Origin of the sequence: Pseudomonas sp. CFBP 13710, assembly GCF_014842235.1 — a bacterium.
Classification (GTDB): domain Bacteria; phylum Pseudomonadota; class Gammaproteobacteria; order Pseudomonadales; family Pseudomonadaceae; genus Aquipseudomonas; species Aquipseudomonas baltica.
The window spans coordinates 33,773-55,471 of sequence record NZ_JACYVJ010000015.1 but is presented as its reverse complement, the minus strand read 5'-3'; the positions used below and the strand labels follow the sequence as shown (position 1 = coordinate 55,471).

Annotated in this window: 22 protein-coding genes and 5 pseudogenes; 19 read left to right on the top strand and 8 right to left on the bottom strand. The window is 51.7% G+C overall.

The window, feature by feature from the left end:
* Window positions 1-55: 55 nt before the first annotated feature.
* From IFT44_RS20525 to IFT44_RS20515, 3 genes and pseudogenes are all read left to right on the top strand, one after another.
* Complete coding sequence (locus tag IFT44_RS20525; RefSeq protein ID WP_122797567.1) at window positions 56-2,137, top strand: TonB-dependent receptor; 2,082 nt, start codon at window positions 56-58, stop codon at window positions 2,135-2,137.
* Window positions 2,138-2,769: 632 nt separating this feature from the next.
* Window positions 2,770-3,744, top strand: a complete 975-nt coding sequence (locus IFT44_RS20520) for a GlxA family transcriptional regulator (protein WP_192056605.1) — start codon at window positions 2,770-2,772, stop codon at window positions 3,742-3,744.
* Between the two features lie 133 nt (window positions 3,745-3,877).
* Window positions 3,878-4,525, top strand: a pseudogene (locus tag IFT44_RS20515) (hypothetical protein); the annotation flags it as partial.
* Window positions 4,526-4,543: 18 nt separating this feature from the next.
* Here the strand turns inward: IFT44_RS20515 and IFT44_RS20510 are convergent.
* Window positions 4,544-5,566 carry a GlxA family transcriptional regulator gene (locus IFT44_RS20510; RefSeq protein ID WP_122797564.1) on the bottom strand — a complete coding sequence of 341 codons (1,023 nt, stop codon included), beginning with the start codon at window positions 5,564-5,566 and terminating at the stop codon, window positions 4,544-4,546.
* A 132-nt stretch (window positions 5,567-5,698) separates the two neighbouring features.
* Between IFT44_RS20510 and IFT44_RS20505 the strand changes: the two genes are divergently transcribed.
* From IFT44_RS20505 to IFT44_RS21205, 4 genes and pseudogenes are all read left to right on the top strand, one after another.
* Window positions 5,699-6,589 carry an MBL fold metallo-hydrolase gene (locus tag IFT44_RS20505; RefSeq protein WP_192056607.1) on the top strand — a complete coding sequence of 297 codons (891 nt, stop codon included), beginning with the start codon at window positions 5,699-5,701 and terminating at the stop codon, window positions 6,587-6,589.
* Between the two features lie 101 nt (window positions 6,590-6,690).
* The gene (locus tag IFT44_RS20500) at window positions 6,691-7,236 is read left to right on the top strand and encodes a cysteine hydrolase family protein (RefSeq protein WP_192056608.1); all 546 of its coding nucleotides are present in this window, start codon (window positions 6,691-6,693) and stop codon (window positions 7,234-7,236) included.
* Between the two features lie 464 nt (window positions 7,237-7,700).
* Complete coding sequence (locus IFT44_RS20495; RefSeq protein ID WP_244652204.1) at window positions 7,701-8,291, top strand: methyltransferase domain-containing protein; 591 nt, start codon at window positions 7,701-7,703, stop codon at window positions 8,289-8,291.
* 232 nt (window positions 8,292-8,523) lie between these two features.
* Window positions 8,524-8,867, top strand: a pseudogene (locus tag IFT44_RS21205) (integrase core domain-containing protein); the annotation flags it as partial.
* Window positions 8,868-8,959: 92 nt separating this feature from the next.
* On the opposite strand, the gene IFT44_RS20490 reads toward IFT44_RS21205, so the two are convergent.
* On the bottom strand, window positions 8,960-9,472 hold the full coding sequence (locus IFT44_RS20490; RefSeq protein ID WP_192056609.1) for a CinA family protein: 513 nt from the start codon (window positions 9,470-9,472) through the stop codon (window positions 8,960-8,962).
* Window positions 9,473-9,488: 16 nt separating this feature from the next.
* Window positions 9,489-9,713, bottom strand: coding sequence for a DUF2188 domain-containing protein (locus tag IFT44_RS20485; RefSeq protein ID WP_192056610.1), 225 nt, complete (start codon window positions 9,711-9,713; stop codon window positions 9,489-9,491).
* A 173-nt stretch (window positions 9,714-9,886) separates the two neighbouring features.
* On the opposite strand from IFT44_RS20485, the gene IFT44_RS20480 reads away from it, so the two are divergent.
* Both IFT44_RS20480 and IFT44_RS20475 read left to right on the top strand, forming a co-directional pair.
* Window positions 9,887-10,123: a DUF6555 family protein gene (locus tag IFT44_RS20480; protein WP_192056611.1), complete on the top strand. Its 237-nt coding sequence runs from the start codon at window positions 9,887-9,889 to the stop codon at window positions 10,121-10,123.
* 237 nt (window positions 10,124-10,360) lie between these two features.
* On the top strand, window positions 10,361-10,729 hold the full coding sequence (locus IFT44_RS20475) for a histone-like nucleoid-structuring protein, MvaT/MvaU family (protein ID WP_192056612.1): 369 nt from the start codon (window positions 10,361-10,363) through the stop codon (window positions 10,727-10,729).
* 44 nt (window positions 10,730-10,773) lie between these two features.
* Here the strand turns inward: IFT44_RS20475 and IFT44_RS20470 are convergent, their stop codons facing one another.
* Window positions 10,774-11,064 (bottom strand): hypothetical protein, encoded by a 291-nt coding sequence (locus IFT44_RS20470; protein ID WP_192056613.1) that lies wholly within the window; start codon window positions 11,062-11,064, stop codon window positions 10,774-10,776.
* A 448-nt stretch (window positions 11,065-11,512) separates the two neighbouring features.
* On the opposite strand from IFT44_RS20470, the gene IFT44_RS20465 reads away from it, so the two are divergent.
* The 3 genes from IFT44_RS20465 to IFT44_RS20455 all read left to right on the top strand — a co-directional run bounded on the left by IFT44_RS20465 (window position 11,513) and on the right by IFT44_RS20455 (window position 12,822).
* Window positions 11,513-11,734 (top strand): PLD nuclease N-terminal domain-containing protein, encoded by a 222-nt coding sequence (locus tag IFT44_RS20465; RefSeq protein ID WP_192056614.1) that lies wholly within the window; start codon window positions 11,513-11,515, stop codon window positions 11,732-11,734.
* 45 nt (window positions 11,735-11,779) lie between these two features.
* On the top strand, window positions 11,780-12,016 hold the full coding sequence (locus IFT44_RS20460) for a hypothetical protein (RefSeq protein WP_192056616.1): 237 nt from the start codon (window positions 11,780-11,782) through the stop codon (window positions 12,014-12,016).
* Window positions 12,017-12,291: 275 nt separating this feature from the next.
* Complete coding sequence (locus IFT44_RS20455; RefSeq protein ID WP_192056617.1) at window positions 12,292-12,822, top strand: hypothetical protein; 531 nt, start codon at window positions 12,292-12,294, stop codon at window positions 12,820-12,822.
* A gap of 88 nt (window positions 12,823-12,910) precedes the next feature.
* Here the strand turns inward: IFT44_RS20455 and IFT44_RS20450 are convergent.
* A pseudogene (locus tag IFT44_RS20450) lies at window positions 12,911-13,212 on the bottom strand (DUF3313 family protein); the annotation flags it as partial.
* Window positions 13,213-13,462: 250 nt separating this feature from the next.
* Between IFT44_RS20450 and IFT44_RS21195 the strand changes: the two are divergent.
* A pseudogene (locus IFT44_RS21195) lies at window positions 13,463-13,759 on the top strand (SH3 domain-containing protein); the annotation flags it as partial.
* A gap of 19 nt (window positions 13,760-13,778) precedes the next feature.
* Here the strand turns inward: IFT44_RS21195 and IFT44_RS21190 are convergent.
* Complete coding sequence (locus IFT44_RS21190) at window positions 13,779-13,934, bottom strand: hypothetical protein (protein ID WP_244652207.1); 156 nt, start codon at window positions 13,932-13,934, stop codon at window positions 13,779-13,781.
* A 202-nt stretch (window positions 13,935-14,136) separates the two neighbouring features.
* Here IFT44_RS21190 and IFT44_RS21185 point away from each other — a divergent pair, with 202 nt between their 5' ends.
* Window positions 14,137-14,682, top strand: a complete 546-nt coding sequence (locus tag IFT44_RS21185; protein ID WP_244652203.1) for a DUF4062 domain-containing protein — start codon at window positions 14,137-14,139, stop codon at window positions 14,680-14,682.
* A 562-nt stretch (window positions 14,683-15,244) separates the two neighbouring features.
* Here the strand turns inward: IFT44_RS21185 and IFT44_RS20435 are convergent.
* Window positions 15,245-15,700: a helix-turn-helix domain-containing protein gene (locus IFT44_RS20435; protein ID WP_192056619.1), complete on the bottom strand. Its 456-nt coding sequence runs from the start codon at window positions 15,698-15,700 to the stop codon at window positions 15,245-15,247.
* A 159-nt stretch (window positions 15,701-15,859) separates the two neighbouring features.
* Here IFT44_RS20435 and IFT44_RS20430 point away from each other — a divergent pair, with 159 nt between their 5' ends.
* From IFT44_RS20430 to IFT44_RS20420, 3 genes and pseudogenes are all read left to right on the top strand, one after another.
* The gene (locus IFT44_RS20430; protein ID WP_192056644.1) at window positions 15,860-16,255 is read left to right on the top strand and encodes a DUF6957 family protein; all 396 of its coding nucleotides are present in this window, start codon (window positions 15,860-15,862) and stop codon (window positions 16,253-16,255) included.
* A gap of 40 nt (window positions 16,256-16,295) precedes the next feature.
* Window positions 16,296-16,765, top strand: a pseudogene (locus IFT44_RS20425) (hypothetical protein).
* 2 nt (window positions 16,766-16,767) lie between these two features.
* Window positions 16,768-17,157, top strand: coding sequence for a hypothetical protein (locus IFT44_RS20420; protein ID WP_192056620.1), 390 nt, complete (start codon window positions 16,768-16,770; stop codon window positions 17,155-17,157).
* A gap of 725 nt (window positions 17,158-17,882) precedes the next feature.
* Here IFT44_RS20420 and IFT44_RS20415 read toward each other — a convergent pair.
* Window positions 17,883-19,070 carry an MFS transporter gene (locus IFT44_RS20415; protein WP_192056622.1) on the bottom strand — a complete coding sequence of 396 codons (1,188 nt, stop codon included), beginning with the start codon at window positions 19,068-19,070 and terminating at the stop codon, window positions 17,883-17,885.
* A gap of 298 nt (window positions 19,071-19,368) precedes the next feature.
* Here IFT44_RS20415 and IFT44_RS20410 point away from each other — a divergent pair, with 298 nt between their 5' ends.
* A complete protein-coding gene (locus tag IFT44_RS20410; protein ID WP_342214302.1) occupies window positions 19,369-20,742 on the top strand; it encodes an MFS transporter in 1,374 nt (457 codons plus the stop codon).
* A gap of 42 nt (window positions 20,743-20,784) precedes the next feature.
* Window positions 20,785-21,690, top strand: coding sequence for a LysR family transcriptional regulator (locus IFT44_RS20405; protein WP_192056626.1), 906 nt, complete (start codon window positions 20,785-20,787; stop codon window positions 21,688-21,690).
* Window positions 21,691-21,699: the final 9 nt, after the last annotated feature.

The window sequence follows — 21,699 nt, the reverse complement described above, 5'->3', positions numbered from 1 at the left end:
CTGCAACGGTTGCTGAACGCCCTTGAAGTTTCTTGATGATCAGGAAGTGCGTGCCATGCCTGCTCCATTTTCTTTGCGCTCTGCAAAGCGTTTATCTGTGTCCCGTTCTATGTGGCCTGTATTGTCGATAGGCGTACTGGTATCCAGCCCGCTGTCCTTGGCACAGGCTGAAGCCGGCGAGCCCGGAAGCTCGACGCTCACCTTGGGCGCCGTAAGCGTTCAAGGCTCCGCCAGTGGCCCTTTGGCTACCCGCAGCGTACTCAGCTCGGTGGATATTTTGGGCGCGGAAATCCTCGAAAAGATGCCAGTCAATTACAGTTGGGAGCTGTTCCGCCGCGCTCCGGGGGTAATGCTGACTGAGTTCAACCAAGGCACCACGTCAGGCAAAATCTCCTTCCGAGGCTTCAACGGCGAAGGTGAAGTGAACGCAGTAAAATTGCTGATTGATGGCATCCCAAGCAACAGCAATGACGGCAATATGCCGTACATGGACATGATTTTCCCCATGGAGTTGGACAGCATTGAGGTGGTGCGCGGCACCAGCGATGCGCGCTATGGCCTGAACAATATTGCCGGCAACGTGAACATGCTGACTCGCACGGGGGGCGACTACAACAAGGCGCGGCTGCGCTATGGCAGCTTCAATACCCACGAGGCCCAACTTGCCAATGGCATTGAGGGCAGCAACTGGACGCAAAACTATTTCTTCGCCTATCAAAAATCTGATGGCTACAGAGATCACGCTGAAGCAGATAAGTTTTCGATGTCGGGCAAATGGTTCTATACGCCGGACGATGACAGTTACCGTATTGGACTGATCGCTCGTCACTACGAAACCGAGGCTCAGGAGCCAGGCTATCTGAGTGAAGATGATGCACGTCATCACCCGGAAATGACCAACAGCTTCAACGCGACGGACAAGGGTACTCGTCGTATGAATCAGGTCAGTCTGCATTTCGATACAGACTTGGCTGATACGCTTGCTTGGTCAGCGAAGACCTACGTCAACACCTTCGATGACAGGCGCTGGACACAATACTGGAGCACCAGCGCACAACAGGAACGCGACGCTTATGAGACGCAATATGGCGCCCTCACCTCCCTGACCTGGCGACCGGAAGTCAAATGGCTATACGACTTCGCGTTGGAAGGTGGCGCGGACGTACAGCAGCAGCAAAACAAAAGTGAGCGATATCGCACCAGAGACCGTAAGCGTCTAGCTACAACCCGCGACCAGCAGTTCGACTTCGACACCTACGGCGCTTATGCCCAAGCAGAGATAAAACCTTTCGAATCTCTGAAGATCGTACCCGCCTACCGGGTCGACAAGATCCAGGGCGATTTCACTAATGAAACGACCGGCACAAATTTCGACATCAACGACTACGGACTGATCAAGCAGCCGAAGATTAGCGTTGTCTATTCTCCGTGGGAAGTTGCCAGCTTCTACGCGAACTGGGGGCGTACCTTCCAGGTGGGCAGCGGGGCGGCGGCTTACAAGATTCCGCCCAGAGATACTGACCTAGCACCTTCGATCAACGAGGGATGGGAAACAGGCATCAAATTCACGCCGGTTGACTGGGTGGATGGACGCGTCGCCTATTGGCAGCAAAAGGCCTCTGGGGAAGTCAGTCGCCGGCTGAACGACCCGAGCGGCGAATCCGATAATGTCGGTGAAACACGTCGCTGGGGTTACGACTTACAGATGAACCTGTATCCGAATGAACGCACCAATATCTGGATGGGTTACTCCTGGCAGTATTCGAAAATACTCCAGCCAAGTGCCACGTTGCCTAACAGCAAAGGTCAGGAAATCGACCACATCCCGCATCACTTGTACAACGCTGGCATCAGCTATGACGCGACACCTGCATTACAGCTGACCGCGTGGATGAACGGTCAGACTAATTATTATCTGGAGCGGGAAAATACGAAGGGGACTTACGGCGGTTACGTGCTAATGAACCTTGGCGCAACCTACAAGGTGACTCAATCAGTGAGTGTTGACTTGCAGCTGAAGAATCTCACGAATCGATACTATGAATATGTCTGGTACGACCCGGATGGCGCGCAGGCATCCCTGCATTCGCCAGGTGATGGTCGTGCACTTTATACTGGAGTGACTGTGGAGTTCTAATAGGTAGTCGGCTGAGGCCTACTGGGCCTCAGCCGCCAATGTTTTAACGTGCCCTGCTTTCCATACCTGTTCATCGAAAGAGGAAATAACCTGATAAAACCCCAGCACCATTGGAAATTAGATCAATAAAATTCCACACTCGAATTTAATTATACGGGATCGCAAAGCAAGGAGGGCTATCAAATCTTGCAGGTGACTCGACACGAAATGAGCATGCATAGCATTTTGATCATGCCATAAACACTCTACTACCCAGCCATCTGATTCGGAACCTTTTTTTAACTCGCATGTTGCATTACCCACAGAATCGCTTTCTAACAATTCAAGAACGTGAGATATCCTGTTCTGAAAATCATCATCCATCTTAATCTCGAATCCCATAGCTGTTCTCATAAGACTCGGCATAAATTAAACCTCCCAGCTGAAAAGAATTTATAAATTTAGGTAAACTGCTAAATTAAATATAGACAAACCGAAATATTACTAAAACCTCAGTTACCATCGATCCAACCTGCATAACTCTCAAGAGGCTAAAATAAACGAAAATTGGTAAAAAAAATGCCAAAACGTTGCCGATTCCTGCCAAGATTCACAAATCCGCATAGTAGTCTCTAGACGAGGGTCGATCGCAGATGCCTGCCAAATGTATTCAGTTCGTTACCTATCCTGAAGTCAGCCTGCTTGACTTAGCCGGCCCTTTAGACGTTTTCATTGCTGCCAACCATTTTGCGCAAGCTGATCATGCACCATATTCATTATCCATTCTGTCGTTAGATCCAACTACGGAGATATTTCCTAGTTTCTCGTTCAGCGCCGAAGTCTTGGGCATAGATACACCAGCACCGCACACGCTGATCGTGCCGGGCGGGCCTGGAATTCACAACTTTTGTGAACATCCAGATTTCTTTAGAAGTTTTGTAGGGCATTGTGAAAAAGCATCTCGCTTAGTTTCAGTTTGCACAGGGGTCTTTGCACTGGCGACTGCCGGAAGATTAGACGGACGAAATGTCACAACACACTGGTCGGCCTACGATAGGCTGGAAATTGAATTCCCATCTATCAAGGTGAAGCGCGGGCCTATATTTATTAACGATGGAGATATATGGACATCTGCTGGCGTCACCTCAGGAATCGATTTAGCTCTTGCAATTATCGAGGCAGACCTGGGGTATGCTACTGCACTAGAGGTTGCACGACATCTGGTTGTCTTTCTGAAGCGTTCCGGCGATCAGAATCAGTTCAGTTCAACACTAACCCTACAGTCAAAGAGCAGCGATTTCTCCGACCTTCACGCATGGATCAACACTAATATTAGTGGCGATCTATCGGTATCTTCACTAGCAAACTTCATGAATATGAGTGAGCGAACATTTGCTCGAAAATATCGTGAGGACAGTGGGTTTACACCTAGCAAAATGGTCGAAAAAATCCGCTTGGAAGCCGTTTGTCATATGCTGCTAACGTCACGTACGCCACTCAAAACAATTGCCCGAAAATGCGGCCTATCTAATGAAGCGACCTTGATACGTAGTTTTATGAAAACCTATGCTGTGACGCCTGGCGAGTATCGCGAACGCTTTAGGTCTGGCGAGGAAGCACAAGAATGAGTGCTCAGAGCGTTTGCACCTACGAATGACTTTGAGCTTGTAACCCTGCTTGAGATCTAAGTAGAAAAAGTTTCTCAACCCTATCTTTTGTTTTACGCATCAGGCTGATAAGTGTCGATAAGTCACGTTCATTGATTGGATCGAACTGATCTCAAGGCCTGGCTATCAGGTTTATATCGCACCCTCTGCACCCAATGGCAAACCGCTTCAGGTGCAAGGCTTCATCAAAGCTTTTGAAAAGGCCGCACGTTTCAACGGTGAAGCGTTGCACCAGCTTCAGGAGTACGAAATACCGTTGGTGGGCCTCGATCACGCGATGACGTTGGTGTATCGCCAGGAGTATGCGAAGACACTTGGCAGCCACAAGGTTCCTACCGTACTCCTGCCGCAGGAGTGGCTCGCCAATACGCTTCCACAGTCGCAAATTGTGAAAGATGCCGAACCCTATCATTTCCTTCCCCACTGCACTGAAAAGACAAATGAGCCAAACAGCATCGTTCTTTGGCAGCGAGTCTATGAGCGCATGGGACTGAAGATGAGCGTTCAAGCCAGCGGATGCTGTGGCATGTCCGGCACCTATGGGCATGAGGCAAAGAACGCTGGCACTTCTGGCGTAATTTACAAACAGTCATGAAGACCGCTTGTGAAAAAGCTTAACGCTTGAGGCCGGTAATTGGCTGACGGATATTCTTGCCGAAGCCAAGTTAAGCGACAGGACGCAGTAACCATCTTGCATCCGCTGCAGGCGCTGCTCGCAGTGGTCAGAGATGATACTGCCTGACCACTCGAGATCTCTATTTCATGCAGGAGAGTGAGCCGACTCTTTGGCGATGAGCGTACTGCCGCTCGTCTTGCGGCCTGGGTTCATTTTGTGAGAAAACGCCCGTCGGTATTCAGACGGCGATGTCCCGAGATGAACAGCGAATTGTTGCCTCAGCGACAAAGGCGTTCCGAAACCTGCCTCGCCGGCAATACATTCGATCGGCAAATCGGTGGTTTCCAATAGCTCTTGTGCTCTGACGACGCGCTCTGCGTTCAACCATTTCGAGACGGTACTGCCAGTGGTGTCTCTGAATCGCCGGGTAAATGTACGCCTGCTCATTTTCGCCTTGTCCGCCAGCACGTCGAGCGTCAGATCTTTGGCCAGATTCTTCCGGGCCCACCCTAGTACATCAGATAAGTGCGTCTCGCTGGATAGCTGCGGCACCGGGTGCTCCACGTATTGCGCTTGGCCTCCCTGCCTGTGCGGCGGGGTCACCAGCATCTTCGCGGTGCGATTCGCGATATCAGCGCCAAGTCGCTGGCGTACCAGATGAAGGCAGCAATCGATTGCCGCCACAGTACCCGCCGAGGTCATGATGTTGCCATCACTGACATAGAGCACTTCGGGCCTGAAACGAACTTCAGGAAAACGGCGTGCGAACTCGTCGCGGGCTGCCCAGTGAGTGGTGGCTTCTTTACCGTCAAGCAGTCCCGCAGCCCCGAGCACAAACGCGCCCAGGCATAAGCCCACGATGAGTTTTTCCTGAGTGTTCGCGAGCTGCAAGGCTTTCACAAGTTCTGCAGACGCAGCGACCGATTGATCGCCCCACGCCGGAATGACAATCACGTCGGATACCTCCATCAGCTCCAGACCGTGACTGACCTTTAGGCCGATGCCTTGGTCGCTGCTGACCATACCTGGCGACTCTGTGAAGTAGCTGACCTCGTATTGAGGTTCGCCAGGAGCGGATTGAGCCGTCCCCAGCACCATTCCGGGCACGGAGAGATGGAACAGGCTCACGCCTTCGAAAGCCAGAACAGCAACCCTGATGGATTTCATCGGTAAGCCTCACATTCGTGAACACCGCTGATTACATGGCCCGATTATATCGAAATATGTCATTCAGGCCACTGGTACCCTGTATACCGTTGCATGAGAATGGGGTCATAACCTATTCAAAGGACTAAGCCCATGAATCTCAAAACACTTCCCATCGCCCTGAGCATTGCTTGCGCTGCGGCCACTCCGTTGGCATTCGCAGGTTCCGACGCTCACAGAACTCCCGATGCAGCTCATAAAGTCGGTTTGCAGCAAATCCGTAATGCAACGGTGAAAATCTCTTATGGCGACACAACTTTTATGATCGATCCGATGCTGTCCAAGAAAGGTACTTACCCAGGATTTGACAATACTTACCGCAGCAACCTGCGTAATCCCCTCGTCGATCTGACAGAGTCGCCCGAAGAAGTGATTTCTGGCGTAGACGCTGTCATCGTCACGCATACGCATCTCGATCACTGGGATGATGCCGCTCAAAAAGCGTTACCCAAAGACATCCCTCTGTTTGCACAGCATGAAGACGATGCGAAATTGATTCGCTCCCAAGGTTTCAAGAATGTGCGCGTGCTGACTGACGAAGCTGAATTCGGCGGCGTCAAAATCACCAAGACCGGTGGGCAGCACGGTACCGACGAGATGTATGCCGTTCCAGCTCTCGCGAAGCCTCTGGGCGAAGCAATGGGCGTAGTTTTTCAGGCGCCGGGCTACAAGACCTTCTACCTCGCCGGCGACACAATCTGGCGAAAAGAGGTTGATCAGACCATTGAGAAATATCATCCCGAAGTCATCGTACTGAATGCCGGGAAAGCAATGATGACCGGCTATAAGGGATCGATCATCATGGGCGAGGAAGACGTTTTACGCGCCTCAAAGGCTGCGAAGGACGCGAAAATTGTCGCAGTGCACATGGACGCAATTAACCACATGTCCCTGACTCGTGAAGAGCTACGCACATACGTCAAAAAGCAAGGTATCGAGAGCCGGGTCGATATTCCGGAAGATGGCGCTTCGCTGGAATTCTGACTCAAACCTTTTAGGTTCGGAATAAGGCAGGTGCTCAACCTGCCGATCTGAGCCTTCACTACCCAATCCCTATACTCGGATAATTTGACCGGAGAACGTTCATGAAACGTGGCCTTATAGTAGTCGATCTGCAAAACGAATACCTGCCCACCGGCAACCTGCCACTGATCGGCATTGAAGCGGCTGTCGCAAACGCTGTTCGAGTGATCAGCTACGCGCGCCGAACAGATGTTGCTGTTTTTCACATTCGGCACGAGTCCGGTGATGAAGACGCTCCGATTTTCGTCAAGGGCTCTAGCGGCGCAGGCATTCAACTTGCTGTTGCCCCTGTAGGTCACGAGCCTGTGATTGTAAAAAAACACATCAACGCCTTCCGTGAAACTGATCTTAAGCAGCAGCTGGAAGCTGCGGATATCCAGGAAATCGTGGTCATCGGTGCCATGAGCCATATGTGCATCGACGCGGTAGTGCGGGCGGCGGCAGACATGGGCTATCCCGTTACCGTTCTGCACGATGCCTGCGCTACCTTGGATCTCACATTCAACGGTGTAAACGTTCCCGCCGTCCAGGTGCATGCAACGATGATGGCAACTTTGGAGTTCGGCTACGCTACCGTCAAATCGGTGGACGAGTACCTGACGGCTTGACTGCGTGGCTACACGATTAAGCGGGGCCCTTGGGGCTCCTGTTTTCATCAACGCATCCATACTCAATTTCCAGGGCCCTTACTTGAGCGCTAGGCGTCCAGACCGATTTGTTTAAGCAATCCGGCCGTCTCATCTTCTAGGTATCGCGCCAGAGCTATCCTGCATGCCCTGCAATTTTGGGAAGATCAACTACACCCTTGAGAAATTGGGACTCACCGATCCTAGAGATAGGGAACCCGTTAGCCGCACTTGGGATGGGCTTGAGAGATTGCTCACCTATTCAACCGCGATTCAGTAGTGCTTTGGCCAACTCTTTGTTCGACCGACGTATTCCGGATTCGCACGGCCCTAGGACGCTGAGATGAGTGACAACCCTTAGATATTGCTCAACCCCAGGCGGGGCTAGATTGCGTGAAGCATTGCCCCTGTATCAAACTCCTAGATAATTTTCTGGGAGCTACCTAATGACAACCGCTAGCCACAATTTCACTACCCGACTTCTGATTGATGCTGGCGTCAGTACGGGCATGCGGGTATTGGATGTCGGATGCGGGACAGGTGACCTCGCTTTTCTGGCCGCAGGCCTAGTCGGCCCCTGTGGTGAAGTAATCGGAATAGACCAGGATGACAGACCTTTAAAGGTGGCCCAAAGCCGCGCGGGCGCGTATCAGCGACGGACACCAACTTTCATACAAGGCGAACTCCTTGCCCTTCCAAAATCACTAGGCTTTTTCGATGCCATCGTAGGACGACGGGTGTTGATGTACCAGGCTAACGCGATTGCGGTCATAGCCGCATTGAGTGCTCATCTTGCTCCCGGGGGAGTAATGGTTTTTCAGGAGCACGATACCACTATGGTTCCAGCGAGCTTGGATTCATTCGTCCTTCACAAGCGGGTTCAAGGCTGGATACGGGAAATGATCGCTCGTGAAGGAGCTGACCTGCATATCGGCTTTAACCTCCATAACATATTTACGAAAGCAGGGCTGGGAGTCGGCGGTCTTCGTGCTGAATGTATCGTTCAGACCCCAGACGTGTCCTACGAATTAGGGTGACATCGTCCAGGCCTGCTTGCCACGCATTCTCGATCTCGGAGTAGCATCTTCAGACGAGATTGGCATGAGCACGTTGCACCAGCGGTTGGACAAAGAGCGAACCCAGTCGGAGGGTATCTACATCGGTGATGTGATGTTCGGCGCTTGGGGTCGCATGCTTACCCAATGAAACGTCAGCGACTTGAGGTCAAGCCCGTGCTTGTAGCCTACTAAGCGAGCCAAGCATTCAAAGGCTTACGAGCCACGGGGCCGGCCGCAAAACGTGTTGTTTCACAGTGATCATGGCAACCAATACGGGAGCAGAGCTTTCCGCCAGAGGCGTGGCGATATCGCTCCAAACAAAGCATGAGCCGGCGTGGTAACTGCCACGACAATTCACCGATGGAGCGGCTATTACGTAGCTCGAGAACTGAATGGATACCGACTGTGAGCTACATGAGCGCTGCGCTGGCAAATCAGGATATCGGTCGGTATCTGATGCAGCAGTACAACTGACGGCGACCACACCAGTTCAATCAAGGGTCAGCGCCTGCGGTCGCTGAGGAAAAACTTAACGAAGTGTCCGGGATCAGTTGACCACTACACGATGCCGGTCAGTAAATTAAGGTGCCGGTAGCGATACCCAGTCATAGGGGCGTTACCGGCAATTTTCCAACTGGCCCTACGGCTCACAGGCCCTCGCCTCTTAGCGCTTTAGAATGGAGCGGCTGCAACTGTTCCAAGGCGTACAGTGAAGCGGCGATCTGCACCTCGAGTCGATCACCTTCAAAATGACGAGTGTCAGTAAAACTAGCATAGCGATCTTTCATCGCGAACAACCATGCAAAGCATATTGTCCCCGGCGCAATCCCCTCTATAGAATCGGGGCCAGCAACCCCAGTAGTGGCTATCGCCACGGTAGCGGGCCCACCCTTTAGCGCACCGTATGCCATTTCGCCCGCAACCTGCTCGCTCGTGAGGCCGTATTGATTGATCGTGTCGGCTTCGACGTGCAGGATCCGCTGTTTGGCTTCAGGAGAATAAACGACGTACCCGCTCTCCAGAAGCTGACCAGCGCCGGGCACGGAGGCCACTAAGGATATCATTTGGCCAGCTGTACAGGACTCTGCCGTGGACAGCAGCAACGAGTTCTGCCTGATGTATTCAGTGATCCTAACCAGCTCACTTTGATAATCGTCCATGAATCGCTCCACGGTATTAGCCTTTGGACTTTTTAGGGTCGGCGCTACGAGGATACGTGCGCTCCTCTTGGATGGTGCCATCTTCTTTATGGATCTTCAGCGAAGCGGTCTTTCCAGCAAGAAAATCAGTAGCTAATTTGACGATCTCTGCCTTCGTTTTCGCCGTCTTCGAAGCTCGAGTAGCGCCTTGTTTCTTCAGCTGCCAGCCGTCGGTGCTAGTGGTGACGTGGTAGTTTTCCATACCAATTCCCTCTGCGAATAGGACTCGTGTGTATCTGACAGTGAGCTCCTGAGTACCGACAAGTTCAGAATGGTTACTGCAGCGACCTACTCCGACGAATGCATTGGCGCAGAAGGAATTTTTCAATGCGACGGAAATCAGTTAGCCTACTCACGCTTTCAGGGGCGCTCCACATGAATAGCCATCTCTATATTATCGACTACATCATCCATGGCCAGCCCAGGAGCTTCGTGGTTCGCGCCGATAAGATGGATACTGTTGCCGCATGGCACTGGGCAAGCTGCGATGCCGGTTTTGGGTACATCCCGAAGAGTTCTCGCGACAAAACTAGAAAGACATCGAGGCCTGAGGCCGAGCGCCTTGGAATATCAGAAATGAAATGGCGCAGCGCGGAGCCCTCCGTTGCCTGAATCAGCTTAACTGATGCTAAAACGGCGAATTAGGCAATTCGGATAAAAGGCCGCGAATTGCTTGATCCAGAATGGCGCAGCAGATTGGCTAAACCTCTCGTCAACTGAACCACCAGGCTCAACATCCCGATTGAGGCGATCCGTACTATCGGCACAACGTAAATTTGATTACTACCGTGCAGATCTTGCCGTAGTGAGCCATAATCTATTTACTCTTAATCATCTCAGGAAATACGAATGTCTAAACTCGCTGAATTCCGCCGTCTCGAACGTCATCTTGCCGAACAACTCGCTGCACTGGAAGCCATGAAAGGCGACAAGGGGCTTGAGCAAGAAATCGAATTTGAGAGCAAATTGCGCGCTTTGCTGGGTGAATATAACAAAAGCCTAGGGGACATCATTGCGATCCTGGATCCCCAGAATGACTCCAAATCTACCCGTACTGCGCCTGCCCCGGCCAAGGCGAGCCGGAAAGCTCGTGCATTGAAGGTCTATAAAAACCCGCATAATGGCGAGGTGGTCGAAACCAAGGGCGGCAATCACAAGACCCTAAAAGAATGGAAGGCAGAGCACGGCTCGGACACAGTCGAGTCCTGGTTGTCCTGATCGCATCTTCTAGGCGCGTAGGCGTTGTCAGTGCACCTACGGGCTCAGCCCAGCTTCCGAATGCGGGTTGAGAACTCGGTGACCTGCTCGGAAGATAAGCATTCGAGGCTCCCGAAGTGTTGAAGGTGCTGAACCATGATCTCGCGGCTTCCCGGTTGGCCGCTGACAATACGTCTGCAGGTCTTCTCCAAAATCAACCTGGCGAGCTCTGGATTGTCGATTTTTGACGCGTCAAAAGCTAAGGCAACCGCGCTCGCCAGCTCTCCCAGATCCGGATTTGCTCTGTGCAAGGCGCGTAGGGCGTTTAGTTGCCTAGCTGTGATCGGTAGCGACATGAACCCTCCTGGATCAACGTGTAACGAGCACGCTTGCCGCGTCTTTTAGACATTCTCTACGGGCCTTACACATGAGCCAGTAAGGTTAGTTGATAGGTTTTCCGCGCGTCAACTTGATCGCGTCGCAATCCGCTTATCGAGGGCCTACTCAATGCCGTGTCTTACACGCGACCGTATCAACTGGTGCCCCTTGAATGCGCTTGGATGGCTATGACATACATTCACACATAGCCGTGACCGATAAACAGCGCCCATACCGCAAGGTTGTTGGAGCATACAGCACCTGCGTTACGATTTGAGATACTTCGCGGTAGGGTTGTAGCGTACACCTGCATCAGTCGTACCGATCCGCCATACAGTAGACGGTAGATCGCCGTTTGGAAGTGGCCGGGAACTTGCGCAGGCCGGTGCTCCTCTCCTGTAGGTGATCCCTCAGGAGTGATGAACCATGGAAAACTCAATTTTCTGGACGGCGTCCGCTGTGATCGTCTTGCTGTTAGACGTCTGGGTACTGACAAGCGTGTGGCGAAGCACCAAAAGCTCTGGTACGAAGCTAGGCTGGACGGTGTTGATCTTCATATTGCCGGTTGTTGGACTCGCTATCTGGGGCATCGCGGGGCCAAGAGGTGTTGCTATCCCCCCAACATCTGATAGCCATAGCAAAGGCTGAAGCCAATCATATCAAACCGGTAGAAATCGTTCATTGGAGATAACCATGTCAGACTCAAATTCGTATGATATAGCGGATGGCACCCAGTTCCCGCCTGAAAATACTGATCCTCTTAGCCCTGGCCGTACTGACTTGAATCCGAGTGATGAAGAAGGCATTGATGAGCTGCCTAACAACGAAGTTGATGCGCCAAGTGATGAGTCAACTAATCCCTACGAGAAGGGCGTACCTGATATCGATCCCGACAACGCTGAAATGGATGACCAACCAAACCCCCGATAACTTGATCAGCTCATTGAATGTCGTGCGATGGTCTGAATTCTAGACCATACTGGAAATGGATCGTTAGCCGAGCGGCAAGGAATGTCCCTAACCAGGGGCATTCCGCCGATTTACAAAGGTCTCGTGCTCAAGCTGTTACTCTAGAGCCTGCATTAACACAGTGGTGACGCTCAAAACTTGTAGTGGAGTGTCTGCTTGATGCTGGTTTCGGGGCTCCAGAGCGACTTGATTTTTGGGTAGGCGCTATCTCGCCTCAGCTTGCAAGGAATGGATCATTGAAGCGAATCATTACTGGTGATACCCTCAAAGATGTACATCATGAAGACCCATCTAAAATATTCGTGACGGTACGCGACCGACTGGATTTCTACCGGAACGAAATTCAATGTGAAACAACTGTTCTGTCTGACCGCAGCAATGCTTACCTAGGCGCGCAATCGTTTTTGGTCGTTGTCTACGCGTCAACTATGGCGAACCTGAATTCAGAGTGGGGCAAATTCTTCACCCTGGTGCTACCCGTTCTCTTAGCCTTGTTTGGAGTATTTCTTTCGATTCAGGCTTGGCCAGGACTGAAATCGTCTTACGACGTTATCGACCATTGGTACGCCAAGCAAACATTCATGTTGCGCAACGAACCGCTAGCAAGTCTTGACCGCGATGATGCTCCTCTCTTTCACTATAGAGAGACAATGCAAAACGGAAACAATAAAGCTCTTGCATTTTCAATGCGTACGCCATGGATATTCGGTAGTTTGTGGGTCTTACTAGGCAGTTTTACTCTTTATGTACACGTTGGAAGTCAGTAATCGCAAATCTGAATTACCTTGCAGTTATGCTAATGAGCGAACATAACTAAACGTGCTGCCCAGTTGGGTACTCAGCGCCACCCTAGGACTATTTTGAGTCCGCCCTAAGCCGTTCATAGGTCAAGCGCATGTCAGAAGCCCAACCGTCCACCACTGGCTTGACGTCTTCAAGCTTGAGTTGTGTTTGATCATTTTCTAACGGTTTACCTCTGCCTTTGCGTACCACCTCTGCCAGCACTTGGTTGCTATCGGTATCCAGAAAAGCCGCCTCCTTTGCGATTTCCACTGTCTGGTCGCGACCGCCCGCAGCGGTGTTTACTGCTGCGGCGACTAAAGCGATAGGGATTACCTCATAGGCTTGAGGCCTTCCAGGCGTGTCGAAACTGGTGTCTGATCACTACAGAGCCGCAGCAGACATGTTCGTGAAATGGGCGTTGAGCGATTCAAGACACTGCAACGTTGAAGTTGCCGAATGGTTCCCTTCCCCTGAGGCGAGAAGTCGGCTGCTTGAGGTACCGTATTTTTCGCAAGCCCAAGCTTTTGGAACTGAACAGGATGCAAAAAGTGGAAGCTTGGCTAAGCTAGCAATAGGTGATGACGTCAGGTTGGTCAGGAAAACAGCCGTTGTAATGCGTGCCAAATGAGAGCAATGGATATGCGCAAGAAGTCCCAGTCATGGTTTGTCCCGCTCCTGATTCTTTTTGCCGTCCTATGGGCAATGGGGAAGAAAGACACTCCTCCTGCCCCGTTACAGCCAAGCGCCCTGAGCACACCGAGTACGCTAGGGTCGATTTCGCCGACCCCGTCCTCAGCGCCGGCCCTTGTCTCTTCGACTGAGCACTTTGTGAGCGCTGATAATCTCAATGTCAGGGATCAACCAGGCGGAAAGGTCATCTCCAAACTGAAGCGCGGGGAAAAAGTTCAGGTCTTCGAGACGAGGAATGAATGGGCACGCATCAGCATTGATGGTCAGTCTTCGAAATGGCTTTCAGCAAAAAGCCTGTGCAGCGGATCGGGCTGTTACGTCGTTTCGAAACCCAAACCAGTGGCTCAGCCAGCACAGCCTGCTCGCCAACAAAGCGCTGGGTACGGGTCGTCTTGTCCTTGCTCATCGGGCAACGTGTGCATCGGGCCTCGCGGAGGTCGTTACTGCATTACCACCGGCGGTAACAAACGATACGGCGTCTGATCTGAATGTGGATGCGTTTGATCGTATAGCCGGTGATCTGCCCTCTACCGTCAGGACTGTCCGCAACAATTACACCGCGCAGTAGTCCAAAGCGGCACATATGCCAGCGTTCAGAGGATGCACTGATGAAGGTGTTCATAAGCTCCGTTGTAAGAGGATTCGAGCAGTTCAGAGTCGCAGCCAAAGACGCCGTGGAAACACTAGACATGAAACCGGTCATGAGCGAGCACTTCGGAGCGCGAACCTACTCGTCGGAGCACGCTTGCCTAACAGAGGTCGACCAGTGTGACGTATACATCCTCATCTTAGGCGCTAATTACGGCTATGAACCCCAGCCGGGTATCTCGGTTACGCAGCAAGAATTCCGCCAGGCAGTGAATAAGCGAAAACCGGTTCTGGTCTTCATCCAGCAGACTGACTTTGACGCGAAGCAGGCCGTGTTCGTCAACGAGGTATCTGACTACAAACAAGGTTTTTTCAGAGCCTCATTCTCAGATCCCCAAGAGCTGTTGAAAGCTATCGTCCAAGGCCTAAGCAGGATGGAGAAATCCAAAACTCACTTCCCGAGAAAGCATTTCACGAGCGCATCACAGAGGCATCAAGCTTTCGCTCCTACGGCGGGCACTCATACGCGCCGCAGCTTGAGTTTGCTTTTTTGCCCCAACCTTTAGAGCAACATGCTGTGCATGGAGCTGCCTCACGCCGCGATGAAATTTTCCAAAGCTTTCATAACCTAGGCTTGGCGAAATTCAAGCAAGGCTACGAAGAGTGGGACGACAGATCGTTCACAGGTTTGAAATCTGGAGATACGTCCTGGCGCGTTTTCGACGACGGGCTCGTCCTCTTGGAAACTGATGCAAGCATGCCAGTGGAGGGGCGTACTCCGGGTCTCTATTTCGTGTCACCGACCAACCTGTCAAAGCTGATTGTGTCGTGCTTCGAGGTAGCCGCGTTCTGCAGTGGTTGGTATCGAATTAGGTTGAAGAATTTAGATATGGCGAAGATAGAAGAGCCGCCAGCAACGGCGCCTAGCAGCTACTCCATGCCTATGCGCCGTGAAAAGGTAGTTAGTGAGTCGCGACTTTTCATCCCTGCTACACGACCCATGGTGGAGCTATGGACACAGGAGAGCATCGTGAGAATGGCCAGAAGCTTGGCTTATTGATAAATGCCCCATGAGGGAAGAAACCCGCCCACCTCGTACCTCGGCCACCATGATCCAAGGTAGTTCGGTCAATCGTCAGCGTGCCACAGACGCCCAACGGTGCTTCTGGGTAATCCCAACTGCCTGCAGATCTCTGCCTGAGAAAGACCTTCTGCCTTGAGTTTGCGTACTGCCTCGAGCCTTTCTGCGGCTGCGATTCTCTGTGATGTGGTGAGCTTTTGCGGCTCGGCAGGCAGAGGTTCATCGAGAATTCCTAGCCGCATGAGTTCTATCATCGCTTCATTCAAGACGGAGCGTGCTGTCTTTCCCTCATCGGCTGCGGCCACCAGTGTGAGCAGCGCTAGAGGCTTTAGGCCCAGCGCCTGAGCCAGATCAGCACTCAGATCGATAGTCGGTGTCGCCGTCGCAGCCTCTAAGCGGCTTATGTAAGCTTGGTCAGCTTGATGCTGAAGGTCTGCTTGCAATAAGCCATTTCGAATCCTCAGCCACTGTAGCGTCGCCGCATAAGCCTTCCGCAGGGACATCCAACCTACCTCTCCCAAAAAAGAGACGGTATGACGCGTTTGCTAGATCCCACACAAATGCATATAATCATATCGATGGGATTTCTGGCTTGTTGCCCGGTATTTTGCGTGTTCGCAGAGCCTGGATTTTTGGGTTCGCACCATGAGGATCATCAATTTATGGGTAATTCTTCGGAGCATGAGTTGCTCCGCGAGGGTGAGATATCGTCCTTTGGAACGGAGCTGCCTCAAACCGAAATAGAGGCATTGGTGGCGGATCAATTCGGCCGGAAGCCGTACTGTTTGGTTGAGGACTGGCTGATCTTTCATGTGGACGAGCCTCCTGAATCGCTCGACAGGGTGCGTGCCATAGGCCTGCAGCCAATGTTCCTTTATTCCCATTGCGTCGCCTACGACAACCAAGGGCGGTTTCCTCCTGGCGGGTGGGTGCGGTCGACCTTGTGCAAATCGTTCGACGGCGCTTGCCTGTTCGAGACGCGCAACACGGTTTACGTGCTGATGGGTAAGGGACGGGAGATGACTGCTTCATTGAAGACAATATTCGACTTACGTTAATCGCGGGGGCTAGACGTGCCTGCTTCACACGAGAGACACGATGTTCCGGATTCACATGCAAGACCAGGCTGGCCCTGTTGGGATGTTTGGAGAAAGCCGGCGCACTTTCACGCGGTGTCATGATCTCTCGCAACGCATTGGTATCACGTCAGTATCAAGCGCTGGCATGAGGGGCGATTCCGGGCTTATGAGGAGATGGTCAGCGATGAGCCTCGACTCGTAGAGTTGTTGATAGCCCAGGATGACAGCCTAGCGGTAGAAGACGTTCAGGTCGTCACACCAGCCTGGATGAATAAAGGATCGAGTTGGAAAATGGAAAAACTGACATCTCTGCCGATGGGCTTCAACCAGGTTGAGGTGCCGATCTGCGTGCTCGAGGTCGAAGGCGGTCAGGTGTACGTGAATACGCATCAGCATGACCTTGATATTAGCTCCCTGACCGAGGTGAAGGAGTTCTACCGGCGCAGTGCTGCGACCACTGATTTGGCTTCAACAGCGGAGGCTATGTAGCCATGGCCGAGATCAACACTGTTGCGGTCGACTTGCACGTTAAACGCTACTCGGACTTTGACCTGCTTCGCCTCGCCAGAGCAGCGAGACAGGATTACGACGGGCTGGTTACTGCGTTTCTGGTGGGTGTCCACATTCATGCCTGCAGCGCCGTCGGTGTTGTCTTCAGTCACATTTCCCCAGGGCCATACCAACGATTTGCGGATGGTCGTCTGATTCGAACATCGGATATTCAATCTGCGACGAAGCAAGGCAGGTTTTGGGTAATCAACACAGTCAACTCGAAGTACGTTATTGCGACGTTCAGGCGTGATGTGGGACGGCGTAGCCTGCATGAGTTCATCCGTATAGCCGAAGACAGGTATTTGCCAACGCCTGATCGCCTTCAGTAGCCCTTCGTTGTCCCCCGTCTCGGGCCGGCTGTCGTAAACCAAGTCCCGCTTTAGCGGGTCTTGGCCCTAGCGGGCTTCCATCCTCACGCCTGCGGCCATCCCCGGCCTGCGCGCTCAGCTTGCGGTTTGATCGCAAATCACTTGGCCGGGCCTCTACCCCTACATTGAACCTCGAACAGTATAAAGATGCCGCCAGAAGTCCTGCCCGAGATCGACATTGGAGAGTTTTGTCAGCGCTATCCGCAGCTGTTTTCTGATCCTAGCGTCGATGTGATTTACTGCGGGCAATCCGAATAAAACCTGGTGGCACCCTGCTGATCCTACCCAGCAACGGCGCAGGCGATGACTGCTCCCGCTTCGCCAACAAAATGAGCTGTTTATCCACAGGTCGTAATGCAAAGCTTGGCTATTAGTCAGATCACCACCAAACCGCTATCGATTGAACAAGATTTGGATTTGTGCAGAAGACTGGGCTGCGGGCTAGAAATTGCAGAGAGCAAGCTGTCGACTGACTACAGTAAGGCGAAAGACCAGCTTGCGCACATTAAAGAATCAGGCATCCGTATCACCTCCATACAACCAAGAAAAGTCCCTGCTTCAGGCTGCATTGCTTCGGCGGCCGTCGACACATTCTTCTACATCACTGATCTCTGCACCACCCACCGCACGCATGCGAGATTCCGAATGTTATCGAATCATGCTACGTCAGTATCTACAGTGACTGATTAATCGCCACCCTTCATTCGCCTCGCGATCAGATATACCCCTAGGCCAATTAAAGCCGTAGACGCACCAATGTATCCAGTACTCGTCCACCCCAAACCAGCAGTGATAGCCATGCCGCCAAACCATGGCCCTAGTGCGTTCGCCAGATTGAACGCTGCGTGGTTCGATGCCGCTGCCAGGCTAGGCGCCTCATGGGCGATGTCCATCAACCGAATCTGCAGCGGAGCAGCCAATGCCAGCATAGTACCTACCAGGCCTATACCAATCGCCACACCCCACAGCGAACCTGCAGCAAAGGGAAAAAACAACAACACTGCTATCGACCACACCAGCAACACTCCTACCGCACGAAATTGCAAGCGATCGAAAAGCTTGCCGCCGACGATGTTCCCAATAATACCGCCTACACCAAATGCCGCCAGGCCGAGCGGAATCCACTCCGGTGATGCATGCGTTACCTCAAGCATCGTCGGGGCCAAATAGCTAAACACGCAGAACATGCCCGCAAACCCAATGGACGCAATGGCAAGGGCCATCCATACCTGAGGATGCTTGAAAGCGCGCATTTCCTTGATTGGATCGCTACGCAATTCATCACGACGGTTAGGCACAAAGCGCCACACTAGGGCAAGAGAGGTGATCGCGATCAGCCCCACAAGCGCGAATGCAGAGCGCCAACCGAAAAATTGCCCTAACAGCGTCGCAATAGGGTTACCTAACAGCATCGCTAAGGTAAGCCCCATCATCACTCGTGCCACGGCGGCGGCTCGCTTGTTTGCAGGCACCATGCTTGATGCTACTACTGCGGCAATACCGAAAAAGGCGCCGTGAGGAAGACCGCTAATGAAACGAAACACCATCAGGGTCTCGTAGCTCGACGTGAACGCAGTCGCTAGATTGCCTATGGCATACAGGGCCATCAGCAGGATCAAGAGGTGTTTGCGCAGCAACTTGGCTCCGAGGATGGCCAGTAGCGGGGCACCTACCATAACGCCCAAGGCGTAGGCACTGATGGCATGCCCAACCTGCGGCTCACTTAAGTGAAGGTTGGTTGCGATGTCAGGCATCAGTCCCATGATGGCGAACTCACCTGTTCCAATGGCAAAGCAGCCAACCGCCATGGCTGCTTCCGTTTTGGAAGCGGAGCGGGAGGGTAGGACAATATCGGGGGCTAGCGGAATGGACATGAACGTCGCCTGTTCTAAAGGTGGTAAAGGAAAGAATGGGTAGCACTGACGCACCAAGGTCTCAGACACGTTCCCACCAGATTAACCTTGCAATCAACCAGCCAGATAGGCCAGCCGATGCTCACCAATGCCTGTGCACTGGGTCATGGCAGATAACGAGTTGATCTGATGATGAGCACGAACTCGCAGGCCGAGTAATCGCAGGTATGCGACACCGAAATTCCGGCCTCTACCCTGACGAATAACCCCAAAATCAACGAGGAGCGGGTGCCGGGAAGGCCGGCCGCATTAGCGAGGGATGTTCGTAAGCATATGGAATGTACTGACGCAAAGGGGAAACAATGCGTTGCATAAACTGAACAATGAGATTGGTACTATATGCTTACTCCATGAGAATCCAGATATGCGAAATCGTCCACTTTTGATATTAATGTTGATGCTCAGTGCTCTTGACCTTGCCAGTACCGGTGCATTTTATTTTTCACTTTCAGAAATAAAATCATTCTACGGAGTTAGCGAGCTCGAGCTCAACATGTTGATATTTCCGCCTACTATTATAGCGATCATACTTATTTCGCAAAACTGTCGCTTTATAGACTCGTTAGGTAGAAGGAAATTCCTGAGGTTTTTTCTAAGCGTCTACGTCTTAGGATGTGCGATTGGATTGGTCGGAGAAAATTTCATGTGGCTTCTTACCGCGCGCTGCATCATGGCGATAGGGGCAGCCGCTTTTGTAACCACTGCTCGAAGTCTTACATTCGAATTACATTCGTCAGACGAGAGAATGAGAGGGGTCAACTACTACGCTAGCGGTTTGGCCTTGGGGATGGCCTTGGGCCCCTTCATCGCCTCAAGCGTACCGTTTGGCCGTCTCATGCAGGCAGGCTTTGTAGTTTTCGGTCTTACAGCGTTAGCTTGTTTAGTCATAAATGAATTAACCATTGAACCTTCAAATGATTTCCACGCCCCTGCTCAGAGCCAGTATCAGAGCCAGCGCTCAATGGCAGCAATGCTGAGTCCGATAGTAATGCTCCTGATAATGCTAACATTCGCGCCATCCTTATACCGTGAAATGGGTACAGCGACGACATTAGTCTTAATTGGAGCAACTTGGTCGATCTACACTGGAGGAATTATATTATCAAGTTCAAAAACTCATAAATTCAGTATCTATAGTTTTTGGCGGAAAAGCAGGGCATTCCGGTTAGGAATTACTGCATTTAGTCTCTGCTTTCTGGTTATAGGATTCAACAGTTTCTATATATTCAATATCCTCAAAGATAGCAGTCAAATTACATGGGGTACGCTAGGCTCAGCCTATTCGACAGGATTTCTTTCGAGCCTGATCGCTTGGTTGGTCATGTATCACCTTCTTCCTAGAACGCAGGGCTCAAAGCCCTTCTGGATGACAGGAGTTGCTCTTTTTGGGCTGTATCTGGTTATCTTGGTTTGTATCACGAATGGTTACGGCGGAGTTAAGGCCTTTGCGCTCGGTGCTGCGGTGCTAGGCGTTGCTAGCATGTTCGTGCTGGCGTCGACGTCCATGCTGACTTTCCGAGATCTCCAGCAAAATCGCCATGAGTTCGGGCATGCGTTGCAGATTAAAAACGTGCTGAGCCAATTTTTCACGCTGATTGGTGTAATCGCAAGCCAGATCGTATTCTTGCACTGACAACCTGAATTATCGCGGCTGAAGATATCGAGGCAATGGACGATGAACCTGAACGATCTGTACTACTTTTTTTTAGTCGTCAAGCATGGCGGATTTTCAGCAGCCGAACGGTCTTCAGGGTTGACAAAATCTGCACTGAGCAGAAGGATTACCCAACTGGAAGAAAGACTACAAGTTCGATTAATCAATCGAAACACTCGAAACTTCTCACCTACCCCTGCTGGGCTGACGCTTTACGAGCGTACCCAGTTGCTTGTGCAAGAGGGTGAAGCTGCGTATGCATGCATGGCTACCCTCACCGATCATCCATCCGGACAGCTTCGGGTGCTGGCTCCAACTTTATTGGCGCAACTTAACCTCGCAATATTGCTACCTGGCTTCCTGAAAGCTTACCCAGAAATAAAAATCGTTGTGGAAGCTAGCGATCAAAGCCTGGAAATAATCGAAAACGGTTTTGATGTCGCATTTAGAAACAACAAGGACATTGATCCAAGCTCGGGGCTCATCGCAAGAACCATAGCTGAAATTGAGCTCATAGTGGTATGCAGTTCTGACAGCCCTGATATTGGAGAATTAAAAGCCCCATCAGATCTCAAAAAACGCCGCCTAACCAGTTCAGTGCTTGACCGCCTTGAAGGTGCAGTTGAATGGACTTTTATTAAAGACGGCGAAAGTCGAACAATCAAATTTCAACCATCACTGTTTTGCCTAAATCCAGCAGTACAACTGGAGGCGATCAAAAATGGAAGTCTTATCGGCCTGATCCCCAGCGTTCTTGCCGAAGCTGATATAAAAAACGGAAGCGTGTTGCGGATTCTACATGAGTGGCAAACGGAGACTTATAAAATTTACGCAGTTTACCCATCTCGTAAAAATATGAATCCCGCCCTGCGCGCCTTCCTAGATTATATGTACCTACATCTCCCAAGGCAGATCGCCGGAATTTAATTCGAGGAA

Excerpts from the sequence above, each read along its gene's own strand:
- IFT44_RS20525 (WP_122797567.1), top strand. The coding sequence starts at position 56 with ATGCCTGCTCCATTTTCTTTGCGCTCTGCAAAGCGTTTATCTGTGTCC.
- IFT44_RS20520 (WP_192056605.1), top strand. The coding sequence starts at position 2,770 with ATGCCTGCCAAATGTATTCAGTTCGTTACCTATCCTGAAGTCAGCCTG.
- IFT44_RS20510 (WP_122797564.1), bottom strand. The coding sequence starts at position 5,566 with ATGAAATCCATCAGGGTTGCTGTTCTGGCTTTCGAAGGCGTGAGCCTG.
- IFT44_RS20505 (WP_192056607.1), top strand. The coding sequence starts at position 5,699 with ATGAATCTCAAAACACTTCCCATCGCCCTGAGCATTGCTTGCGCTGCG.
- IFT44_RS20500 (WP_192056608.1), top strand. The coding sequence starts at position 6,691 with ATGAAACGTGGCCTTATAGTAGTCGATCTGCAAAACGAATACCTGCCC.
- IFT44_RS20495 (WP_244652204.1), top strand. The coding sequence starts at position 7,701 with ATGACAACCGCTAGCCACAATTTCACTACCCGACTTCTGATTGATGCT.
- IFT44_RS20490 (WP_192056609.1), bottom strand. The coding sequence starts at position 9,472 with ATGGACGATTATCAAAGTGAGCTGGTTAGGATCACTGAATACATCAGG.
- IFT44_RS20485 (WP_192056610.1), bottom strand. The coding sequence starts at position 9,713 with ATGGAAAACTACCACGTCACCACTAGCACCGACGGCTGGCAGCTGAAG.
- IFT44_RS20480 (WP_192056611.1), top strand. The coding sequence starts at position 9,887 with ATGAATAGCCATCTCTATATTATCGACTACATCATCCATGGCCAGCCC.
- IFT44_RS20475 (WP_192056612.1), top strand. The coding sequence starts at position 10,361 with ATGTCTAAACTCGCTGAATTCCGCCGTCTCGAACGTCATCTTGCCGAA.
- IFT44_RS20470 (WP_192056613.1), bottom strand. The coding sequence starts at position 11,064 with ATGTCGCTACCGATCACAGCTAGGCAACTAAACGCCCTACGCGCCTTG.
- IFT44_RS20465 (WP_192056614.1), top strand. The coding sequence starts at position 11,513 with ATGGAAAACTCAATTTTCTGGACGGCGTCCGCTGTGATCGTCTTGCTG.
- IFT44_RS20460 (WP_192056616.1), top strand. The coding sequence starts at position 11,780 with ATGTCAGACTCAAATTCGTATGATATAGCGGATGGCACCCAGTTCCCG.
- IFT44_RS21190 (WP_244652207.1), bottom strand. The coding sequence starts at position 13,934 with ATGAGCAAGGACAAGACGACCCGTACCCAGCGCTTTGTTGGCGAGCAG.
- IFT44_RS21185 (WP_244652203.1), top strand. The coding sequence starts at position 14,137 with ATGAAGGTGTTCATAAGCTCCGTTGTAAGAGGATTCGAGCAGTTCAGA.
- IFT44_RS20435 (WP_192056619.1), bottom strand. The coding sequence starts at position 15,700 with ATGTCCCTGCGGAAGGCTTATGCGGCGACGCTACAGTGGCTGAGGATT.
- IFT44_RS20430 (WP_192056644.1), top strand. The coding sequence starts at position 15,860 with ATGGGTAATTCTTCGGAGCATGAGTTGCTCCGCGAGGGTGAGATATCG.
- IFT44_RS20420 (WP_192056620.1), top strand. The coding sequence starts at position 16,768 with ATGGCCGAGATCAACACTGTTGCGGTCGACTTGCACGTTAAACGCTAC.
- IFT44_RS20415 (WP_192056622.1), bottom strand. The coding sequence starts at position 19,070 with ATGTCCATTCCGCTAGCCCCCGATATTGTCCTACCCTCCCGCTCCGCT.
- IFT44_RS20410 (WP_342214302.1), top strand. The coding sequence starts at position 19,369 with ATGTTCGTAAGCATATGGAATGTACTGACGCAAAGGGGAAACAATGCG.
- IFT44_RS20405 (WP_192056626.1), top strand. The coding sequence starts at position 20,785 with ATGAACCTGAACGATCTGTACTACTTTTTTTTAGTCGTCAAGCATGGC.